The sequence below is a fragment of the Vreelandella sp. DA03-1M genome, from assembly GCF_055725665.1.
In genome coordinates this window covers 543,101-558,187 of record NZ_CM146798.1, presented here as the reverse complement: position 1 = coordinate 558,187, position 15,087 = coordinate 543,101, and the positions used below count along the sequence as shown (strand labels likewise).

Here is a 15,087-nt window from a genome sequence, read left to right as displayed (position 1 = left end):
CCATGCTGCGACTGGCCCCGGCGCTCATCATTGCCCTGCTAGTACTGCCGGTAGCCGCAGGGCTACTGATGGTGCTGCTGCCAGCATTTGGCTACTTGCCCGCGCTAGGCGGACATGGCGGTAGTTTAGCCCCCTGGCAGATGCTGTTCGCCCAGCCGGGGCTTTGGCGTTCGGTGGCGGTGAGCTTTACCAGCGGGTTAGTCAGCGCAGCCATAGCGCTGGTTATTGTGGTGCTGTTTTTGGCCGCCAGCCGGGGCACATGGCTAGACCGCAGCATTCGGCGGCTGGTTTCGCCTCTACTCGCCATCCCCCATGCCGCTATCGCGTTTGGATTTGCCTTTCTGATTGCCCCTTCGGGCTTGTTGGCGCGGCTCATATCGCCATCGCTAACCGGCTGGGAGCGCCCGCCGGATGCGCTGATCATCAACGATCCTTGGGGGCTTTCCCTGATCGCGGGGCTGGTGCTAAAAGAAGTGCCGTTCCTACTGCTAATGAGCCTGGCAGCGCTGCCGCAGCTAGTGCCTGAAAAGCGCTTAATGCTGGCGCGATCACTGGGCTATTCACCTACCATTGCGTGGTTAAAAACCGTGCTGCCTTCGCTCTACCCGCTGATTCGCCTGCCCGTGTATGCGGTGATCGCCTACGCCACCTCGGTCGTCGATATGGCGCTGATTCTCGGCCCGACCTTGCCTCCCACGCTGAGCGTGTCTATCTTGCGCTGGTTCAACGACCCCGATATTAGCCACCGCTTTATGGCCTCGGCGGCGGCAGTACTACAACTGGGGGTCACCATCGCCGCGCTGCTCTGCTGGTGGCTACTGGAACAACTGACCCGCCTGCTGGCGCGAGGCTGGCTGACCAATGGCAGCCGCCAGCGAGGTGAAATCGCCCTGCGCGTAGTGGGCCGCTCGGCGTTACTATTTGCAAGTATCACGGCGCTGGCGGCCTTGGTCGGGTTGGGGCTATTTTCGCTGGCCGGTTTTTGGCGTTTTCCTGAGCTGTTACCGCAGATGCTAACGCTGGATCACTGGCAACGCAGCGGCCCTATGCTGGTCACACCGCTTGTCAATACCGCGCTGATTGGGCTGATTTCAACGACGCTGGCCACGGCGCTGGTGTTAACGACGCTGGAAAACGAGCATCGCCAGCACATTCAACCGAGGCGCGCACTATGGCTGCTCTATCTACCGCTACTGGTGCCGCAAATTGCCTTTCTGTTTGGTCTGATTGTGGCAGCGGAGAGTTTGGGCGTTCGCCCCCAACTAGGCTTGGTGATCGCAGGTCACCTGCTGTTTGTGCTGCCTTATGTCTATCTATCATTAGCCGAGGCGTATCGTCGCCTGGATCCACGCTGGCTACAGGTAGCGCGCTCCCTGGGTGTGTCACGCAGTGCTGCATTTTGGAAAGTGCGCCTCCCGCTACTATTAGCGCCGCTATTAACGGCCTTTGCGGTGGGCCTGGCGGTAAGTATTGGCCAATACTTACCCACCCAACTGCTGGGAGCCGGGCGTGTCACTACGGTAACGACCGAGGCGGTGGCGCTTGCCGCAGGCAGTAACCGACGCTTAATCGGCGTTTGGGCATTAGTGCAGGCGGGCCTGCCACTGATCGGCTTTATGCTTGCTCTGGGGCTGCCCCGCTTATTGGGCTCCCACCGCCGTGAACTGGCTACCTAAGAGGGACATTGTGACAGTTTATTTCAGCGCGTCGCTGCGCCTTGAGCAGATTAGCATCGCCCTTGCGGGCCGCGAGTTACTGGCAGTGGATGCCACCATAGTCCCTGGCGAGGTGCTCACCGTAATGGGTCCATCGGGCTCAGGAAAATCGACCCTGCTGGCGTATATTGCGGGCTTTATTACTCGAGATTTTAGCGCCAGTGGCGGCGTATGGCTGGGCGAGCAAGACCTGCTAAGCCTCCCCGCTGAAAAGCGCGGCATCGGGCTTTTGTTTCAGGATCCGCTGCTGTTTCCGCACCTAAGCGTGGGCGGCAATTTGCGTTTTGGGCTACCTCGCCATATTCAAGATAAACACCAACAGGTCACCCAAGCGCTTAAACAAGTGGGGCTGGCAGGCTTTGAAGCGCGCGACCCCGCCACCCTTTCTGGCGGCCAGCAGGCTCGCGTGGCATTGATGCGCCTGCTGCTCTCCAAGCCGCGCGCCGTGCTGCTGGACGAGCCGTTTTCCAAGCTGGATACGGCACTGCGCCAGGAAATGCGCACCCTCGTGTTTAACCAACTGCGCGACGCAGGCCTGCCTGCACTGCTGGTCACCCACGACCTCGCAGATGCCAAGGCAGCAGGAGGGCCTGTGCTTGAACTCGGTTGAAAACTCGATTGAAAAGGCACCTCAACTCAGCATCGTGATACCGGTACTTAACGAGGCAGCCGGTATTGAGGCAACACTGTTGCCGCTACAGTTACTACGCGCTCAGCGCCTTTCGGCACTGGTCGAAGTCATTGTGGTCGATGGCGGCAGTGGCGACAGCAGCGTTCGCATCGCCACACCCCTGGCTGACCGCGTGCTCGGCAGCTCATCCGGCCGAGGTGAACAAATGAACCTGGGCGCGCAGCATGCCCGAGCGCCTGCGCTGCTGTTTCTGCATGCGGATACTCAACTGCCCGATGGTGCCGTTGAACAGATAACACGGGGGCTTAACCGCCACGCCTGGGGGCGCTTTGCTATTCAGCTTTCAGGCCGCAGCCGCTGGCTGCCCGTGGTGAGCTGGATGATGAATCAGCGCTCGCGACTGACCGGGATGGCCACCGGCGACCAGGGAATCTTTGTCCGCACCAGCGCCTTCAGGGCCGTCGGTGGTTTTCCCGAACAGCCACTGATGGAAGATATTGAACTGTCTAAACGGCTTAAACAGGTATCGCGCCCCGCCTGCCTAACGGCGAAAGTGATAAGCTCGGGCAGGCGCTGGGATGAGTTCGGCGCTTGGAAAACCATCCGCCTGATGTGGCGACTGCGCTATCGCTACTGGCGCGGCGTGAGCGCAACCCAACTCGCCAAGGAGTATCGCGATGCCCGCTGAAACGCCCCACCTGCACCTGCTCGCCAAAGCACCGCTGGCGGGGCAGGCCAAAACGCGCTTGGCCCCCCTGCTAGGTTTAGAAGGGGCTGCCTGTGCCCACGCGGAGCTGGTTCGTCACTGCGCCGCCAGCGCTTGCAAAGCGCTGCCTGCTGAAAACGTCACGCTATGGACGGCGCTGGATCACGTACACCCGCTGTTTATCGAGCTTCGCGAAGCCTTTGGTGTGGCGCTAAGCGCTCAACCAGAGGGTGATTTAGGCGCAAGGGTTCGCTATGCCCTGAACAGTACGCCAGGGCCCGCCATGCTGATGGGCAGTGACTGCCCAAGCATCACCAGCACACTGATCACTGCCTGCGCGCAGCAACTGGCCCGTTTTGATGTGGTGCTGTTACCCGCCGAAGATGGCGGCTACGGCCTTGTGGGCACCCGGCAAGACTATCCCGCACTGTTTGAAGACATTCCATGGGGTACTAAAAGCGTACTGAGCATCACTAAACAGCGCATTAGACAACTGGGGCTGAGCGCCGCCTACCCCGAAACCATTTGGGATGTGGATCGCCCAGAAGACTGGCAGCGCTGGAAAAGTGCTCCCATATCAGTGTAAGGAAACGGGCGACCCTTTCACAAAGTCACCACCAATACTGACCTTATTAGCGCTGGAGCTTTTATTGTGACCCGACAACGTTTGATGATTACAGCGCTACTGATCACTGCCATTGGCGTGTTTTTCCTCAGCGGCGCCCACCAATGGTTCACCCTGGAAACCCTAAAGACGTACCAAAGCGACTTTCAAGCAGCGTTTAACCAATACCCGTGGCAGGTGGCGGGCGCCTTCTTTGCCGTTTATGTCGTGATGACGGCCCTTTCACTGCCTGGAGCCACGCTATTAACCCTGCTAGGTGGAGCTCTGTTTGGGCTTGGCTGGGGGCTGTTGATTATCTCCTTCGCCAGCACCATGGGCGCCACCCTGGCCTTTTTACTCTCGCGCTGTCTATTCCGTAACCCTATCGAAAAGCGATTTCCCCGCCAGTTCGCAGCCGTGAATCGCGGTGTTGAGCGGGACGGTGCCCTTTACCTATTCACCCTGCGTTTGGTGCCGGTGTTTCCATTTTTCATGATCAATCTGGTCATGGGCCTGACGCGGATCAAGACCGTCACCTTTTACTGGGTAAGCCAGGTCGCCATGCTGCCCGGTACCGCTATTTATGTGAATGCGGGTGGGCAGTTGGGTGACTTGGAGAGTTTGGGAGGCATCCTCTCACCCACGCTTATCGCCTCGTTTTTGCTGCTGGCCATCTTCCCCTGGATCGCCCGGCGCATTGTGCTGCTGGTGCAACAGCGCAAGACATATAAAGGTTTTACCCGACCCGCCCACTTTGACTACGACCTTGTGGTCATTGGGGGCGGTTCGGCGGGGCTGGTCACCAGCTATATCGCCAGTGCCGTAAAAGCCAAGGTGGCGCTGGTGGAAAAACATAAAATGGGCGGCGACTGTCTGAACACCGGCTGCGTGCCCTCCAAAGCGTTGATTCGCGCTGCCCGTGCCGCCCATGAAATACGAACTGCCCACCGCTTCGGGGTGACCGCCAGCGAGCCAGAGATCGACTTTGCCAAGGTAATGGGCCACGTCAAACAGGCGATTAGCGATATCGAACCCCACGACAGCGTGGAGCGCTATAGTGGCTTGGGCGTTGAGGTCTACCAGGAGCACGCTAAACTCACTTCGCCATGGGAAGTTCAGGTCGGCGATAAAACCCTGACCGTCCGCCATATTGTGCTGGCAACCGGCGCACGGCCCCGGGTGCCCTCGCTGCCAGGTATGGAGAGCGCCCCTGTTTTAACGTCCGAAAACCTCTGGTCGCTGACCGAGCTGCCCAAACACTTAGTGGTACTGGGTGGCGGGGCCATTGGCTGTGAGCTGAGTCAGAGCTTCGCCCGTTTGGGCAGTCAGGTTACGCTGGTGGAAGGGCTTTCCCAACTACTGAATCGTGAGGATCAAGAGGTTAGTGAGCTGGCTGAAAGCACTTTGGCTGACGAAGGTGTGATGGTAATGACCGACGCCACAGCGCTGGAAGTTCTTAACGAGGATGGCGGCTATCAGCTAGCGGTGGAGCAACATGGCGAGCGCAAATTACTCTCCTTTGACTATTTGCTGGTGAGCGTGGGTCGCCAGGCCAATATTGAGGGCTTAGGGCTAGAAGCGCTGGGGATCACGACCACCCAAGCAGGCACTCTTGAACTTAACGAGCGACTGCAAACCCGCCTACCCAATATCTGGGCCTGTGGTGATTTAGCCGGGCCTTATCAGCTTACCCACGCTGCCGCGCACCAGGCGTGGCATGCGGCAGTCAATGCCCTGTTCGGCGAACTGAAAAGCTTCTCAGTGGACTACCGCTATATGCCTGCAGTCACCTATATGCAGCCGGAAGTCGCCAGAGTTGGGCTGAATGAAAAGGAGGCCAAAGCACAAGGTATTGCCTTTGAGATCACCCGCTACGCCATGAGCGAAAGTGACCGCGCCATTGCCGAAGGTGCGACCCATGGCTTTATCAAGGTACTTACCGTGCCTGGCAAAGACAAAATCCTGGGCGCCACTATCGTTGCCGAAAACGCTGGCGAGTGGCTAGGCGAATTGACCATCGCCATGAAGCACGGCTTGGGCCTCAACAAGCTGTTGGGCACCATTCACCCCTACCCAACACTGTGCGAAGCGGCCAAGGCCACGGCGGGCGTATGGAAAAACGCTCATAAGCCCGAGCGGGTACTGGCACTATTGAAGCGCTACTTCAATTGGCGGCGCGGTGATAAAGTTTAACAGCCGTCTTTCGGTGGATGTGCTTTAGCAAATGTTTCGATGATGTCGCGCACGACCTTTTTCTGCGCGGCAGGCAGCCCCCGATACAGTAAAAGAACCTGCCACTCGTCACTTGAAGATGAAACCTCCCAGGTTGGCGTTGGCTCACTGACACTATTATAAGCGCTGTCGCCATAACGCAATTGGTGCGGATCCACTAGCAGCCAGCGTGCTAATACCTGAAGCTTGTCCTGACTGGGGATTGAGTCACCTCGTAACCACCGCCTTACGGCCTGAAATGTAATCGGCTTTCCCCAGTAGCGCAGGTTAAATTCCCGCTCAAGCACCGATGGTCGCGCTTCGTAGCCGGCTGCTTCGAGTGCTGACTTCAGACGCTCAGCGAACATGATTTTTTCATTCATGCCGCCAATGTGAAGCGATTGTTCAATAATAGTTGAATAACAGTTCACCTTTTGATTGAATCATTAATTCAATTTCGAGTTTTCGCTTAGGCGAGTTGCTATGCTAAGCGCTGAGATGCGGCGCTTGAGGAGTCATTCATGATGAGTGGCACACTATCTCTATCGGTGCAAAATCTCGACAACCTGTGCCAAAAGCTGGCGCTACTATGCGACTTGGCAACGCCTCTGGAGCTTTTTGAACTGCTGGCCAAAACGCTCCACGCGCTTACCCAGGGTCAACCCGTGGTACTTTATCGCCGCTTAAGTACAGGCGACCTCCGTTTGGCATACTGCTATCCGCTGGAAAGTACGCTGACCTCCCATCACGAGTTGCTCGCTATTCGTTGTGACGACGACCTGGCGACCTCAAACCTGCAACTTTATGAGCTACAGGGCGAACAGGAGGTGTGGGGGTATATTGGACATCCGCCTACGGTTCATCCCGGGCTTGGCAAGTGGATCCAGCTACTTGTCGACATTGCATCCCAACGCTTACGCCTGTTAAAAGCAGAGCGCATAGCTGCTCGCCACTCTGGTTTAAAGTCTCGCCGCAGATTGCTGTCCAGAGATATTAAACGACTCACCTCCATCGATGATATTTTGCAGCATCATGGCGCCAGCTGGTGCGATATATTTCAGGCCGAAGGCATTGCGCTGGCCTATCAGGGCGATCTTCACTGCTTTGGCGAGTGCCCCACCAAGCACCAGCTGTTTCATCAATTACAGCAGTTGAATCAGCAAAACACCCATGACGAAATTATCGAGCTGAATAGCAACTGCCAAGACGGCTTGGCTGCCCCTCTTAGTGTCGCGAATGCTCCCCTAGGCTGGTTGCTACTGTTTCGCCAACAATCGCTCATCACTGCACGGGTAGCGGATACAAAGCTCCAAGACGCCTTGAGCTATTGGATGCCTCTGGAAGCTTCCATGATCATCGAGTTGGCTGACGATATAGCAGTGGCCATAACGGCTCTGGAGGTCGCTCGCCTCAACCGCCAGTTAACCAAGACCAATCAGCGCCTTGAGGGCTTGGCCCACACCGATCCCTTAACGAAATGCTGGAACCGCTACTACACCGAATTGGTGATCGAGGATTTGATCCACTCCTCTGTCAGTTTCGCCATGTTGATGTTTGATATTGATGATTTTAAAAATATTAACGATACCTATGGTCACGCCATCGGGGATGATATCTTGTGTGATATAGCGCAGTTAGTGCAGGAGACGCTGAGAGCTAATGACCACCTTGGTCGCTGGGGAGGCGAAGAGTTCGTCATCATATCCAAGGAGCTTGATCAAGACGCCAGCTTGAAGCTGGCTAACCGGCTCTGCCGCAGCGTGGAGCAGCACACCTTCTCCATCGCCGACCATTTAACGGTGAGTATCGGCCTGACTCTATTACAGCCCGGCGACCAGCCTCGACAGCTGTTTGAACGGGCAGATCAAGGCATGTATCTGGCCAAAATGGCAGGTAAAAACCAAGTTTTTGTCTGCTAAACATCCCATAGCTCCTTGCTTCTCTATAGGCGTATAGGCGATGCCCATGCCGCAATTATTACTGATTGGTGCGGGCCATGCCCACGCCTTTGTGCTCGAAGCCTTTGCCCAACAGCCCGCTTCAGATATTGCCATTACTGTCGTGAGTGATAGCCCCTTAGCCGCTTACTCCGGCAGTGTACCCGCATGGCTAGCGGGAGAGTGCACGCTGCGCGAGACGCAAATCGACGTGGCAGCGTTATGCCAACGGACCAACGCTCGACTGATTCTTTCCCCAGCGAGTAGCATCAATACCCAGGCGCGTTACGTAGCGCTGGCGAATGGCGAGCGCGTTAATTTTGATGTGGTCTCCTTCAATATCGGCTCGACCCTGGCGCGCCCCCAGCAGCATGGGGAGAACCTCCCCAAGCTACTCGCCATGCGACCACTAAGCAGCCTACACCAGCGCTGGCAAGTAGTGAAAAATGAGCTTAGCCACTTGCCCAGCGGCGGTGTCCAACGAGTTCTAGGCGTTGGGGGCGGTGCGGCAGGCTGCGAAACATTGATGAGTGTACTGACCCAGCTGCGCAAGCAGCGCCCGGATATTGATTGGGAGGGGCACTTACTCACTGCCGCTGATGCACTCTTGCCCGAGGCCGGGCGCTTGCCACGCTGGCTTACCCGACGCGCGCTCTCAAAGGCAGGCATTACCGTTCACGTTGAGCAACGCGGCGAAACCTTGGTGGAAGGCGGGGTAACCACCCAGGACGGTACTCGCATTGATGCGGACATTGTGCTCTGGGCAACCGGGGCTATCGGCCACTCTTGGCTTGCAAACACCTCGCTGCCACTGGATAAACACAACTTTATTCAGGTAGAAAACACGTTGGAAGTCACCGGCCAGCCGACTATTTTTGCCGCGGGCGACTGTGCAGCATTGACCCCAGCGCTACCCAATGCGGGTGTATATGCAGTGCGTATGGGCCCCCACTTAGCAGACAACCTCCGCCGTGCCTGCCATAACGAACCGTTACTCCCCTGGCAGCCACCCGAACGGGTGTTGGCACTGATTGGCACTGGCGACGGCCGCGCCATTGCCAGCCGCGGTGGCTTTGGGGTATCCGGCAAGTGGGTATGGCAATGGAAAAAGCGGATTGATGCGCGCTTTATCGCCCGCTTCAATCCGCCTGTTGAGAACTAACCGACTGTATTAGTTGCCTTCGCGCCAGCCGCCTAGCACGCGACTATCAGGGCCAAAGAAGACCAACCGATCATGGTCAATCAAATACCGATAGGCAGTTTCCAACATATCCGTGACCCGTTTGGCATCGGCCATTTGCGGGCACGCCATACGGGTGGTGGCCAGTTGGCTAAACTCTATACGCTGATTCTCACCCAGGGTTACTTCACCACTAAAGCGGTTACAGCCGTCATGGCCGCTGACTTTCCCATTATTTGCAATGCTGAAAAAAGGCGTTTCCGGCATGGAGATACGCTCATCGGTGCCTACCAGCAATAAATTCCAACGCTGATCGACGATCGCGCCAGAAAGCGAGGAGCCACTCTGCCCTGGTTGCGGCGCAGTGCTTGGCCCTGGCGCACTGCTACAGGCGCTTAAAAGGAGCACAGTGGAGGCGAGCAGTGGCAATAAACGCCAACCTTTCATGGTCATGGTGAATCGTCCTTGTTTGATAGTCTTTCAGGAATAATTACCAGCTACCGGTATTTTCCATCGACGCCCAGGGTTCTTGCGGCTCGAGTGCATCGCCTTTTTGCAGCAGTTCAACCGAGATACCGTCTGGTGATTTTACAAACGCCATGTGGCCATCGCGAGGCGGACGGTTGATGGTTACACCGTTGTCTTGAAGCTTTTGGCAAAGTGCATAAATATCGTCGACGCGGTAAGCCAAGTGGCCGAAGTTGCGCCCGCCCGTATACTCTTCAGGATCCCAGTTGTAGGTCAGCTCTAGCTCAGGAGCGGTGAGACGCGCCGAGCGCGCTTCATCAAAGGAGGCGGCAAGGAACACCAGCGTAAAGCGGCCCTTCTCGTTTTCTTTACGGCGGACTTCTTTAAGGCCCAGCAGATCGCAGTAAAAACGTAGCGAAGCATCTAGGTCACTCACACGTACCATGGTATGTAGGTATTGCATATCGACTCCTCAAAAAACGACCGTAGCCATACTTTACAAAAACGTGACAGCGTACATAAAACGCCGCAACGCTGTACAATTAAACCATAACGTTTATCTTAGCTGGGTTTACCCGTCGGAGAAACCTGTGGATTCAGTCACGCAAGCTGCGCTTGGCGCAGCCATTGGCGGTGCCGTGCTGGGCCGGCGCTTGGGCCGAAAAGCCATTCTCATTGGCGCCGTGCTGGGCACCCTGCCTGACCTTGATGTGATAATCGATTACGGCGACGCCGTGGCCAATGTTACCGAGCATCGCGGCTTTAGCCATTCACTGTTTGTGCTGACGGGCTTGGCCACGCTGCTGGCACTAATGAGCGCACGCTTTGCGCCTATCACGGCGATTAGCCTACCCCGCTGGTGGTGCTTTTATACACTTATTCTGGTCACGCACCCGCTGCTTGATGCCCTTACCACCTACGGTACCCAGCTGTTGTGGCCACTTGATGTAACGCCTGCGGCCTGGCCAATCATTTTCATTATCGACCCGCTTTATACCCTTGCCTTGCTAATCGCCCTGGGGTTCGGTTTGGTCTCTTTGCGGGTAAGAAAGGCCTGCACCTGGGGGCTGGTCATCAGCTGTGTTTATCTGACCATGGCGGCTGGGGCGAAAGTAATGATTGAACAGCGGATCGCCCCGGTGCTGGCGGAGCAGGGACTGCAGGAGGCTCCTCTGCTGATACAGCCAACCCCGTTCAATATTGTGCTATGGCGCGCCACGGTGATGGATGGGGATCGCTATTATGAAAGTTTGATCAGTGTGTTTGACGGTAATAGCCAGCCCCGCCTGGAACCACTGATTCGTAACGCAGCGTTAGAAGCCCCTCTTTTGGCCAGCCTGCAAGGGCAGCGCTTGGCGTGGTTCGCTGGGCCTTTTCTGCGCTATGAAGCGCGTTGGATGGACGGTAAAGAGACGCTTATTGCCACCGATATACGGCTCGGCTTTCCAGGGTTTCATCCGTTTAGTTTCACCCTGGCTACGTTAGAAGAGGAGCGCTGGGTACCGCTGGCGGTGAGCGAACAAGTGGAAAGTTCGCGCGGCATTCAGATGACAACGCTCTCCCGGCTTGCCGCTCGTGCCGCTGGCAACACCTCGGCACTATGCGCCAGCGACTTTGTGACACAAGAGTGGCGGGCCGAGCGTGTTATCTATCGCTGCTAAACTAAGCTACTCAACCCATTAGGGAGCAATGCCTTGGCCACAGCCACTATATTGCTCCCCACCGTAGGTTAGTGTGACCCTGGCAGGGAAAGGCTTGCCGCTCATGCCGTCAAAGCAGGCGCCAGCTTCAATGCGAACGCGGAAGAAAGGTTCCACATCCGCGTTTTCAATGACGACTCTGCCTGCTTCGTTGTCCATCACGCTGATCATATAGGGTTGTTGGACACGTTCTTCCCCATAGTTGAGTTCCATCGTCAGCGTTGGCGTATCGTTCGCCAAGGCAACCGACCAGCCGGGTTCATTGCCCTGCCCGCGGAACATGACCCCAGGGTGATCCTTCCGGGTTGAGGCATCACGGCTAGCGGCCAGCGCGCATTTGAGTTGACCACGGGGCGTTTCGACCAATGCCTGCTCACCGCGATTCCAGAAGCTGATTTCACCGTCTTGATAGCGAGCACCGCTGGCCACCACCGCTTGCGGCAAGTGCCAGGCGCCATGCAGCGACCAAAGACGCAGCGTTTCGCCGTCGACAGCGGTGATTAAATTCTGACGCGCTGGGCTACAATGCCACGCATCAAAGCCCTGCGCCGAGCCGGGAAAAAGTGCCGATGGTAAAAAGGGGGCTCGGTTATCCAGTGTGGCTTGATTGGCTGTCGTCGTTTCGGCGGAAGGCGTCGCTGCACAGCCGCCAATGACAACCGTTATGCCTGCTGCGGCAATGGCGCCACCCCATGCTTTTAATCTCTTCATACACCGCGCTCCCTTTGTGTCAGGTGCTCTTGCTGTCTATAGTGTTTATCCGCGCTTGAACGCCTGCAGGTCATGGGTATCGATACTCTCCACCTGCGGGGGCATCCCCAGCTCTTCGCGTTTAATCTTAACCTGCATTTTTTCAGCCAGCCGCTCCGAGTCGTCGTCGGTGGTACGCCCGTTAAGCTCTGCCAACTGCGCCATGCCTTGGTGGTAGAAGGTGAGCAGGTCCAAGGCTGTGCGATTATTCTCTTCCACTGCTTTACGTAGCTGGGAAAGGTAGCCGCTGACTTGCGACAAGTGATGTTTGAGCTGCCAGACATAGCGTACTTCGGTCATCCACGGGCGCTCACGCAGCACGGCAAAAAGTGCACTGGTGGCCAGTAACCCAAGTAGTACGCCAAGGGCGTTGAGCCAAAGACTGCTGCCAAAGGTGGTCGTGAGCAGCATGGAGAACAGCAGGCCAAAAATAATCAGTTGCCCTGCCATGGCAAAACTGATCATGCGGGCTTTACGGCGGTAAGTCTCAGGGTCGTGATCTTCTAGGGCAAATACCATGGCCAGCCTCATCATCAAAATAAGTTTCTTATGATACGGGGCTGGCCATGGCAAACAAGTACTAGTGTTAGCGAGGCTTAACTCAAACGCTCCGCCGCCATTTTGAGTAAGTGTTCGGTGGTTTCCCAGCCCACGCAGGCATCGGTCACCGAAACACCGTAGCGCATGGCACCTGGCTTGAGCGGCTGCTTGCCTTCGAATAGATGGCTTTCCAACATCAATGCCACCAGATTGGCTTCCCCCGACTGGCGCTGGGCGAGCACATCCAGCATCACTTCGCTCTGGCGACGGTGATCCTTACGTGCGTTAGCGTGGCTGCAATCAACCATCAGCCGTGGGTTTTGGCCCGCGTTACGTAGCGCAGTGGTAGCTGCACGTACGTGCTGAGTCTGGTAGTTGGGTTCACCGTGACCACCGCGTAGTACTACGTGGGTGTGTGGGTTGCCCGTGGTTTGCTGGACGATCGGATGGCCTTGAGAATCGACGGCGAAACGCTGATGCGGGTGGGCTGCGGCACTCATGGCATCAATCGCGACTTGAACATCGCCACTGGTAGCATTCTTGAACCCCACCGCCGCGGCTAAATCACTGGCAAGTTCCCGGTGCAGCTGCGATTCAGTGGTGCGCGCGCCTATGGCGACCCAGCTCAGCAAATCGTCCAGGTAAGGTGCCAGCATCGGCTGCAGAAGCTCGGTGGCCACCGGCAGGCCACGCGCCGCCACGGCGTGCATTAGTTCACGGGAGAGCGCCAGGCCGCGGGGCATATCGCCACTGCCATCTAAACCAGGATCATAGGCCAGCCCTTTCCAGCCCACGGTGGTGCGGGGTTTTTCAATGTAGACACGCATCACAGTTAATATCTGCCCGCTCACTTCTTCACTGAGTGCTGCCAAGCGGTCGGCGTATTCAAGCGCGGCATCAGGGTCGTGCACCGAGCAGGGGCCGACCACCACGAGTAGACGGTCATCGTGACCGCTTAGAATTTGCTGTATAGCGTGACGCTGGCGGGCAATTTGCTCGCTTAGCGGGTCGCTTAACGAGATACGCTGACGCAGTTCGGCGGGGGTAGGCAGCCTTTTGGGGGTGGTAGGCGTAAGCCGCGAAGTGACCTGGGTAGTATTGACGGCTGGTTTATTTACAACAGAGCTGATGGGCGCATTCATGATTAATTCTCCGCAATCGTACATCGTTTGACTAGGTGACCACCCAGGCGCACGCGGTCGGAGGTGGCAGCTAGCACCGACCACGCGTCGCTAAATCGCCAACCATAGCCATAGCCCACATAGCCGGTAGCGAACGCGTTAGTCAGTGCACGATAAATCATGATGCTGCTCCTCGATGAAATAGTGATGAAAGTTAACCGACCCCGTCAGTAGCAGGGACTAAAAACGCCAAAAGCCCCGGCGGGGTTACCGACCGGGGCTTCTGTGCTTGCGGCAGGCAACCGTGTGGTGTGCCTGGTGGCGCGACGTTAGGCGTCGGCCAAGGGCACTCCGTGGCTAAACCAATACCAATAAGAGCCTGCGCTACTCATGAGCGCACACACGCCATCAGCCATGTCTGGCAGTGGTTTCATCGTGTGTGGCGTGGTGAGTCGCTGCATGTCTTTATTTTCCGTTAGTAATAGCTCGCCCGAGAGAATCGTCCGCTAAGGCTGCCGCAATGATGTTGTGGTTTTTATCCTGCCTGCAAGCGCTGCAAATGGCAACACTCAACCGCTAAAAGCTTGTACCCAGCCAATCGTCGCGGGCAGTGCTGCCATGCTAACCAATACCACTATGCCGAGAAAAATGGATAAAAAGCCAGATTCGTCTTTATAGTCTTCGTCGTGATGGGCCATGTTAGCCTCCTTTTTTATCAACGCTATATCAGGGGAGTCTCAAAAAACCTGCGGCCATATTAAGTAGTTCGAGGGGCGTAGGCAAACACATCCGAAAACACTCGCTCAAGCTTCACGCCTTTCGTGTCGAGCACATCCAAGCAGGCATATACCATGCCTGGTGAACCCGAGATATATACATCATGGGTGTCCGGCGTTATCTCTGCGTCTTTCAAGACCTGGTCAATACGCCCCTGGTGGTGGTTGATCCGCTCACCCACTGCCATCGGCTCTTCTAACGCAAGCTCGGTCACTGCATGAAACGAAACGTTGGCATGGGTTTGCGCCCATGAACTCGCCAATTGCTCCAAGTACAGGTCGCGATGTTCACGCGCTGCCCACCATAGCGAAATTTCACGCTCAGGCTGCTCGTGGAGTGCTGCTTCAATAATCGCTTTCATCTGCGAGAAACCGGTGCCAGCGGCTACCAGCATTAGCGGCCGCTCGCTCTGACGATCCAACACGCAATCTCCACCCGGCAAACGCAAGGTGAGCTGGTTGGCCACCTGAAGCAGCTCACGCAGCCGCGCGGAGTTATCCCGCTCCGGCCAGTGCTGAATATGCAGCTCGATAACACCATCGCTGCGATCGGCACTGGCAATCGAAAACGGTACCCAGGTTGTGTCGTCTATCTTCAGTTCTAAATATTGCCCCGGCGCATGCTGCATGGCCTCGGCGCGCCCGGCTAGCGTTACGCCAAACACATCGGGGTTTAAGTTCTCAACCTCGGTGACTTGGCAAGTCAACGTCCTTGCACTCATGAAAGCCTCTTTTTACAAATTTGGTC

Annotated in this window: 17 protein-coding genes; 8 read left to right on the top strand and 9 right to left on the bottom strand. The window is 56.6% G+C overall.

From position 1 onward, the window contains the following. Positions 1-2: 2 nt before the first annotated feature. The 5 genes from ACXUPB_RS02630 to ACXUPB_RS02610 all read left to right on the top strand — a co-directional run bounded on the left by ACXUPB_RS02630 (position 3) and on the right by ACXUPB_RS02610 (position 5,849). On the top strand, positions 3-1,676 hold the full coding sequence (locus ACXUPB_RS02630; protein ID WP_035564706.1) for an ABC transporter permease: 1,674 nt from the start codon (positions 3-5) through the stop codon (positions 1,674-1,676). 10 nt (positions 1,677-1,686) lie between these two features. Beyond that, positions 1,687-2,325: an ATP-binding cassette domain-containing protein gene (locus ACXUPB_RS02625; RefSeq protein WP_472955193.1), complete on the top strand. Its 639-nt coding sequence runs from the start codon at positions 1,687-1,689 to the stop codon at positions 2,323-2,325. Further along, a complete protein-coding gene (locus ACXUPB_RS02620; protein WP_246361722.1) occupies positions 2,312-3,034 on the top strand; it encodes a TIGR04283 family arsenosugar biosynthesis glycosyltransferase in 723 nt (240 codons plus the stop codon). The genes ACXUPB_RS02625 and ACXUPB_RS02620 overlap by 14 nt, the downstream gene beginning before the upstream one ends. Continuing rightward, entirely contained in the window at positions 3,024-3,638 is a 615-nt protein-coding gene (locus tag ACXUPB_RS02615) for a TIGR04282 family arsenosugar biosynthesis glycosyltransferase (RefSeq protein ID WP_179915332.1), read from the top strand. Before ACXUPB_RS02620 ends, ACXUPB_RS02615 begins: the two co-directional genes overlap by 11 nt. Positions 3,639-3,704: 66 nt before the next feature. After that, positions 3,705-5,849: an FAD-dependent oxidoreductase gene (locus tag ACXUPB_RS02610; RefSeq protein WP_179915333.1), complete on the top strand. Its 2,145-nt coding sequence runs from the start codon at positions 3,705-3,707 to the stop codon at positions 5,847-5,849. Here ACXUPB_RS02610 and ACXUPB_RS02605 read toward each other — a convergent pair. Next, positions 5,846-6,235 (bottom strand): transcriptional regulator, encoded by a 390-nt coding sequence (locus ACXUPB_RS02605; RefSeq protein ID WP_339934264.1) that lies wholly within the window; start codon positions 6,233-6,235, stop codon positions 5,846-5,848. The two genes, ACXUPB_RS02610 and ACXUPB_RS02605, sit on opposite strands and share 4 nt — an antisense overlap. 153 nt (positions 6,236-6,388) lie before the next feature. Here ACXUPB_RS02605 and ACXUPB_RS02600 point away from each other — a divergent pair, with 153 nt between their 5' ends. Both ACXUPB_RS02600 and ACXUPB_RS02595 read left to right on the top strand, forming a co-directional pair. Continuing rightward, positions 6,389-7,786, top strand: a complete 1,398-nt coding sequence (locus ACXUPB_RS02600; RefSeq protein WP_246361724.1) for a GGDEF domain-containing protein — start codon at positions 6,389-6,391, stop codon at positions 7,784-7,786. Between the two features lie 40 nt (positions 7,787-7,826). After that, positions 7,827-8,966: an FAD-dependent oxidoreductase gene (locus ACXUPB_RS02595; RefSeq protein ID WP_035564713.1), complete on the top strand. Its 1,140-nt coding sequence runs from the start codon at positions 7,827-7,829 to the stop codon at positions 8,964-8,966. Between the two features lie 9 nt (positions 8,967-8,975). Here the strand turns inward: ACXUPB_RS02595 and ACXUPB_RS02590 are convergent, their stop codons facing one another. Together ACXUPB_RS02590 and gloA are read right to left on the bottom strand one after the other, a co-directional pair. After that, positions 8,976-9,437 carry an META domain-containing protein gene (locus ACXUPB_RS02590; protein WP_035564714.1) on the bottom strand — a complete coding sequence of 154 codons (462 nt, stop codon included), beginning with the start codon at positions 9,435-9,437 and terminating at the stop codon, positions 8,976-8,978. A gap of 37 nt (positions 9,438-9,474) precedes the next feature. Further along, on the bottom strand, positions 9,475-9,915 hold the full coding sequence (gene gloA / locus ACXUPB_RS02585; RefSeq protein WP_008959851.1) for a lactoylglutathione lyase: 441 nt from the start codon (positions 9,913-9,915) through the stop codon (positions 9,475-9,477). A gap of 127 nt (positions 9,916-10,042) precedes the next feature. Here gloA and ACXUPB_RS02580 point away from each other — a divergent pair, with 127 nt between their 5' ends. Further along, positions 10,043-11,113, top strand: a complete 1,071-nt coding sequence (locus ACXUPB_RS02580; protein ID WP_179915335.1) for a metal-dependent hydrolase — start codon at positions 10,043-10,045, stop codon at positions 11,111-11,113. 18 nt (positions 11,114-11,131) lie between these two features. Here the strand turns inward: ACXUPB_RS02580 and ACXUPB_RS02575 are convergent, their stop codons facing one another. From ACXUPB_RS02575 to ACXUPB_RS02550, 6 genes are all read right to left on the bottom strand, one after another. Further along, complete coding sequence (locus ACXUPB_RS02575) at positions 11,132-11,863, bottom strand: MliC family protein (RefSeq protein ID WP_035564717.1); 732 nt, start codon at positions 11,861-11,863, stop codon at positions 11,132-11,134. 45 nt (positions 11,864-11,908) lie between these two features. Then, positions 11,909-12,421 carry a DUF3087 family protein gene (locus ACXUPB_RS02570; RefSeq protein ID WP_035564719.1) on the bottom strand — a complete coding sequence of 171 codons (513 nt, stop codon included), beginning with the start codon at positions 12,419-12,421 and terminating at the stop codon, positions 11,909-11,911. A gap of 77 nt (positions 12,422-12,498) precedes the next feature. Next, entirely contained in the window at positions 12,499-13,584 is a 1,086-nt protein-coding gene (locus ACXUPB_RS02565) for a 3-deoxy-7-phosphoheptulonate synthase (RefSeq protein WP_179915336.1), read from the bottom strand. Positions 13,585-13,586: 2 nt separating this feature from the next. Continuing rightward, positions 13,587-13,745, bottom strand: coding sequence for a hypothetical protein (locus ACXUPB_RS02560; protein ID WP_179915337.1), 159 nt, complete (start codon positions 13,743-13,745; stop codon positions 13,587-13,589). Between the two features lie 387 nt (positions 13,746-14,132). Next, on the bottom strand, positions 14,133-14,261 hold the full coding sequence (locus ACXUPB_RS02555; RefSeq protein WP_008959857.1) for a hypothetical protein: 129 nt from the start codon (positions 14,259-14,261) through the stop codon (positions 14,133-14,135). Between the two features lie 59 nt (positions 14,262-14,320). Then, positions 14,321-15,061 carry an FAD-binding oxidoreductase gene (locus tag ACXUPB_RS02550; RefSeq protein ID WP_035564723.1) on the bottom strand — a complete coding sequence of 247 codons (741 nt, stop codon included), beginning with the start codon at positions 15,059-15,061 and terminating at the stop codon, positions 14,321-14,323. Positions 15,062-15,087: the final 26 nt, after the last annotated feature.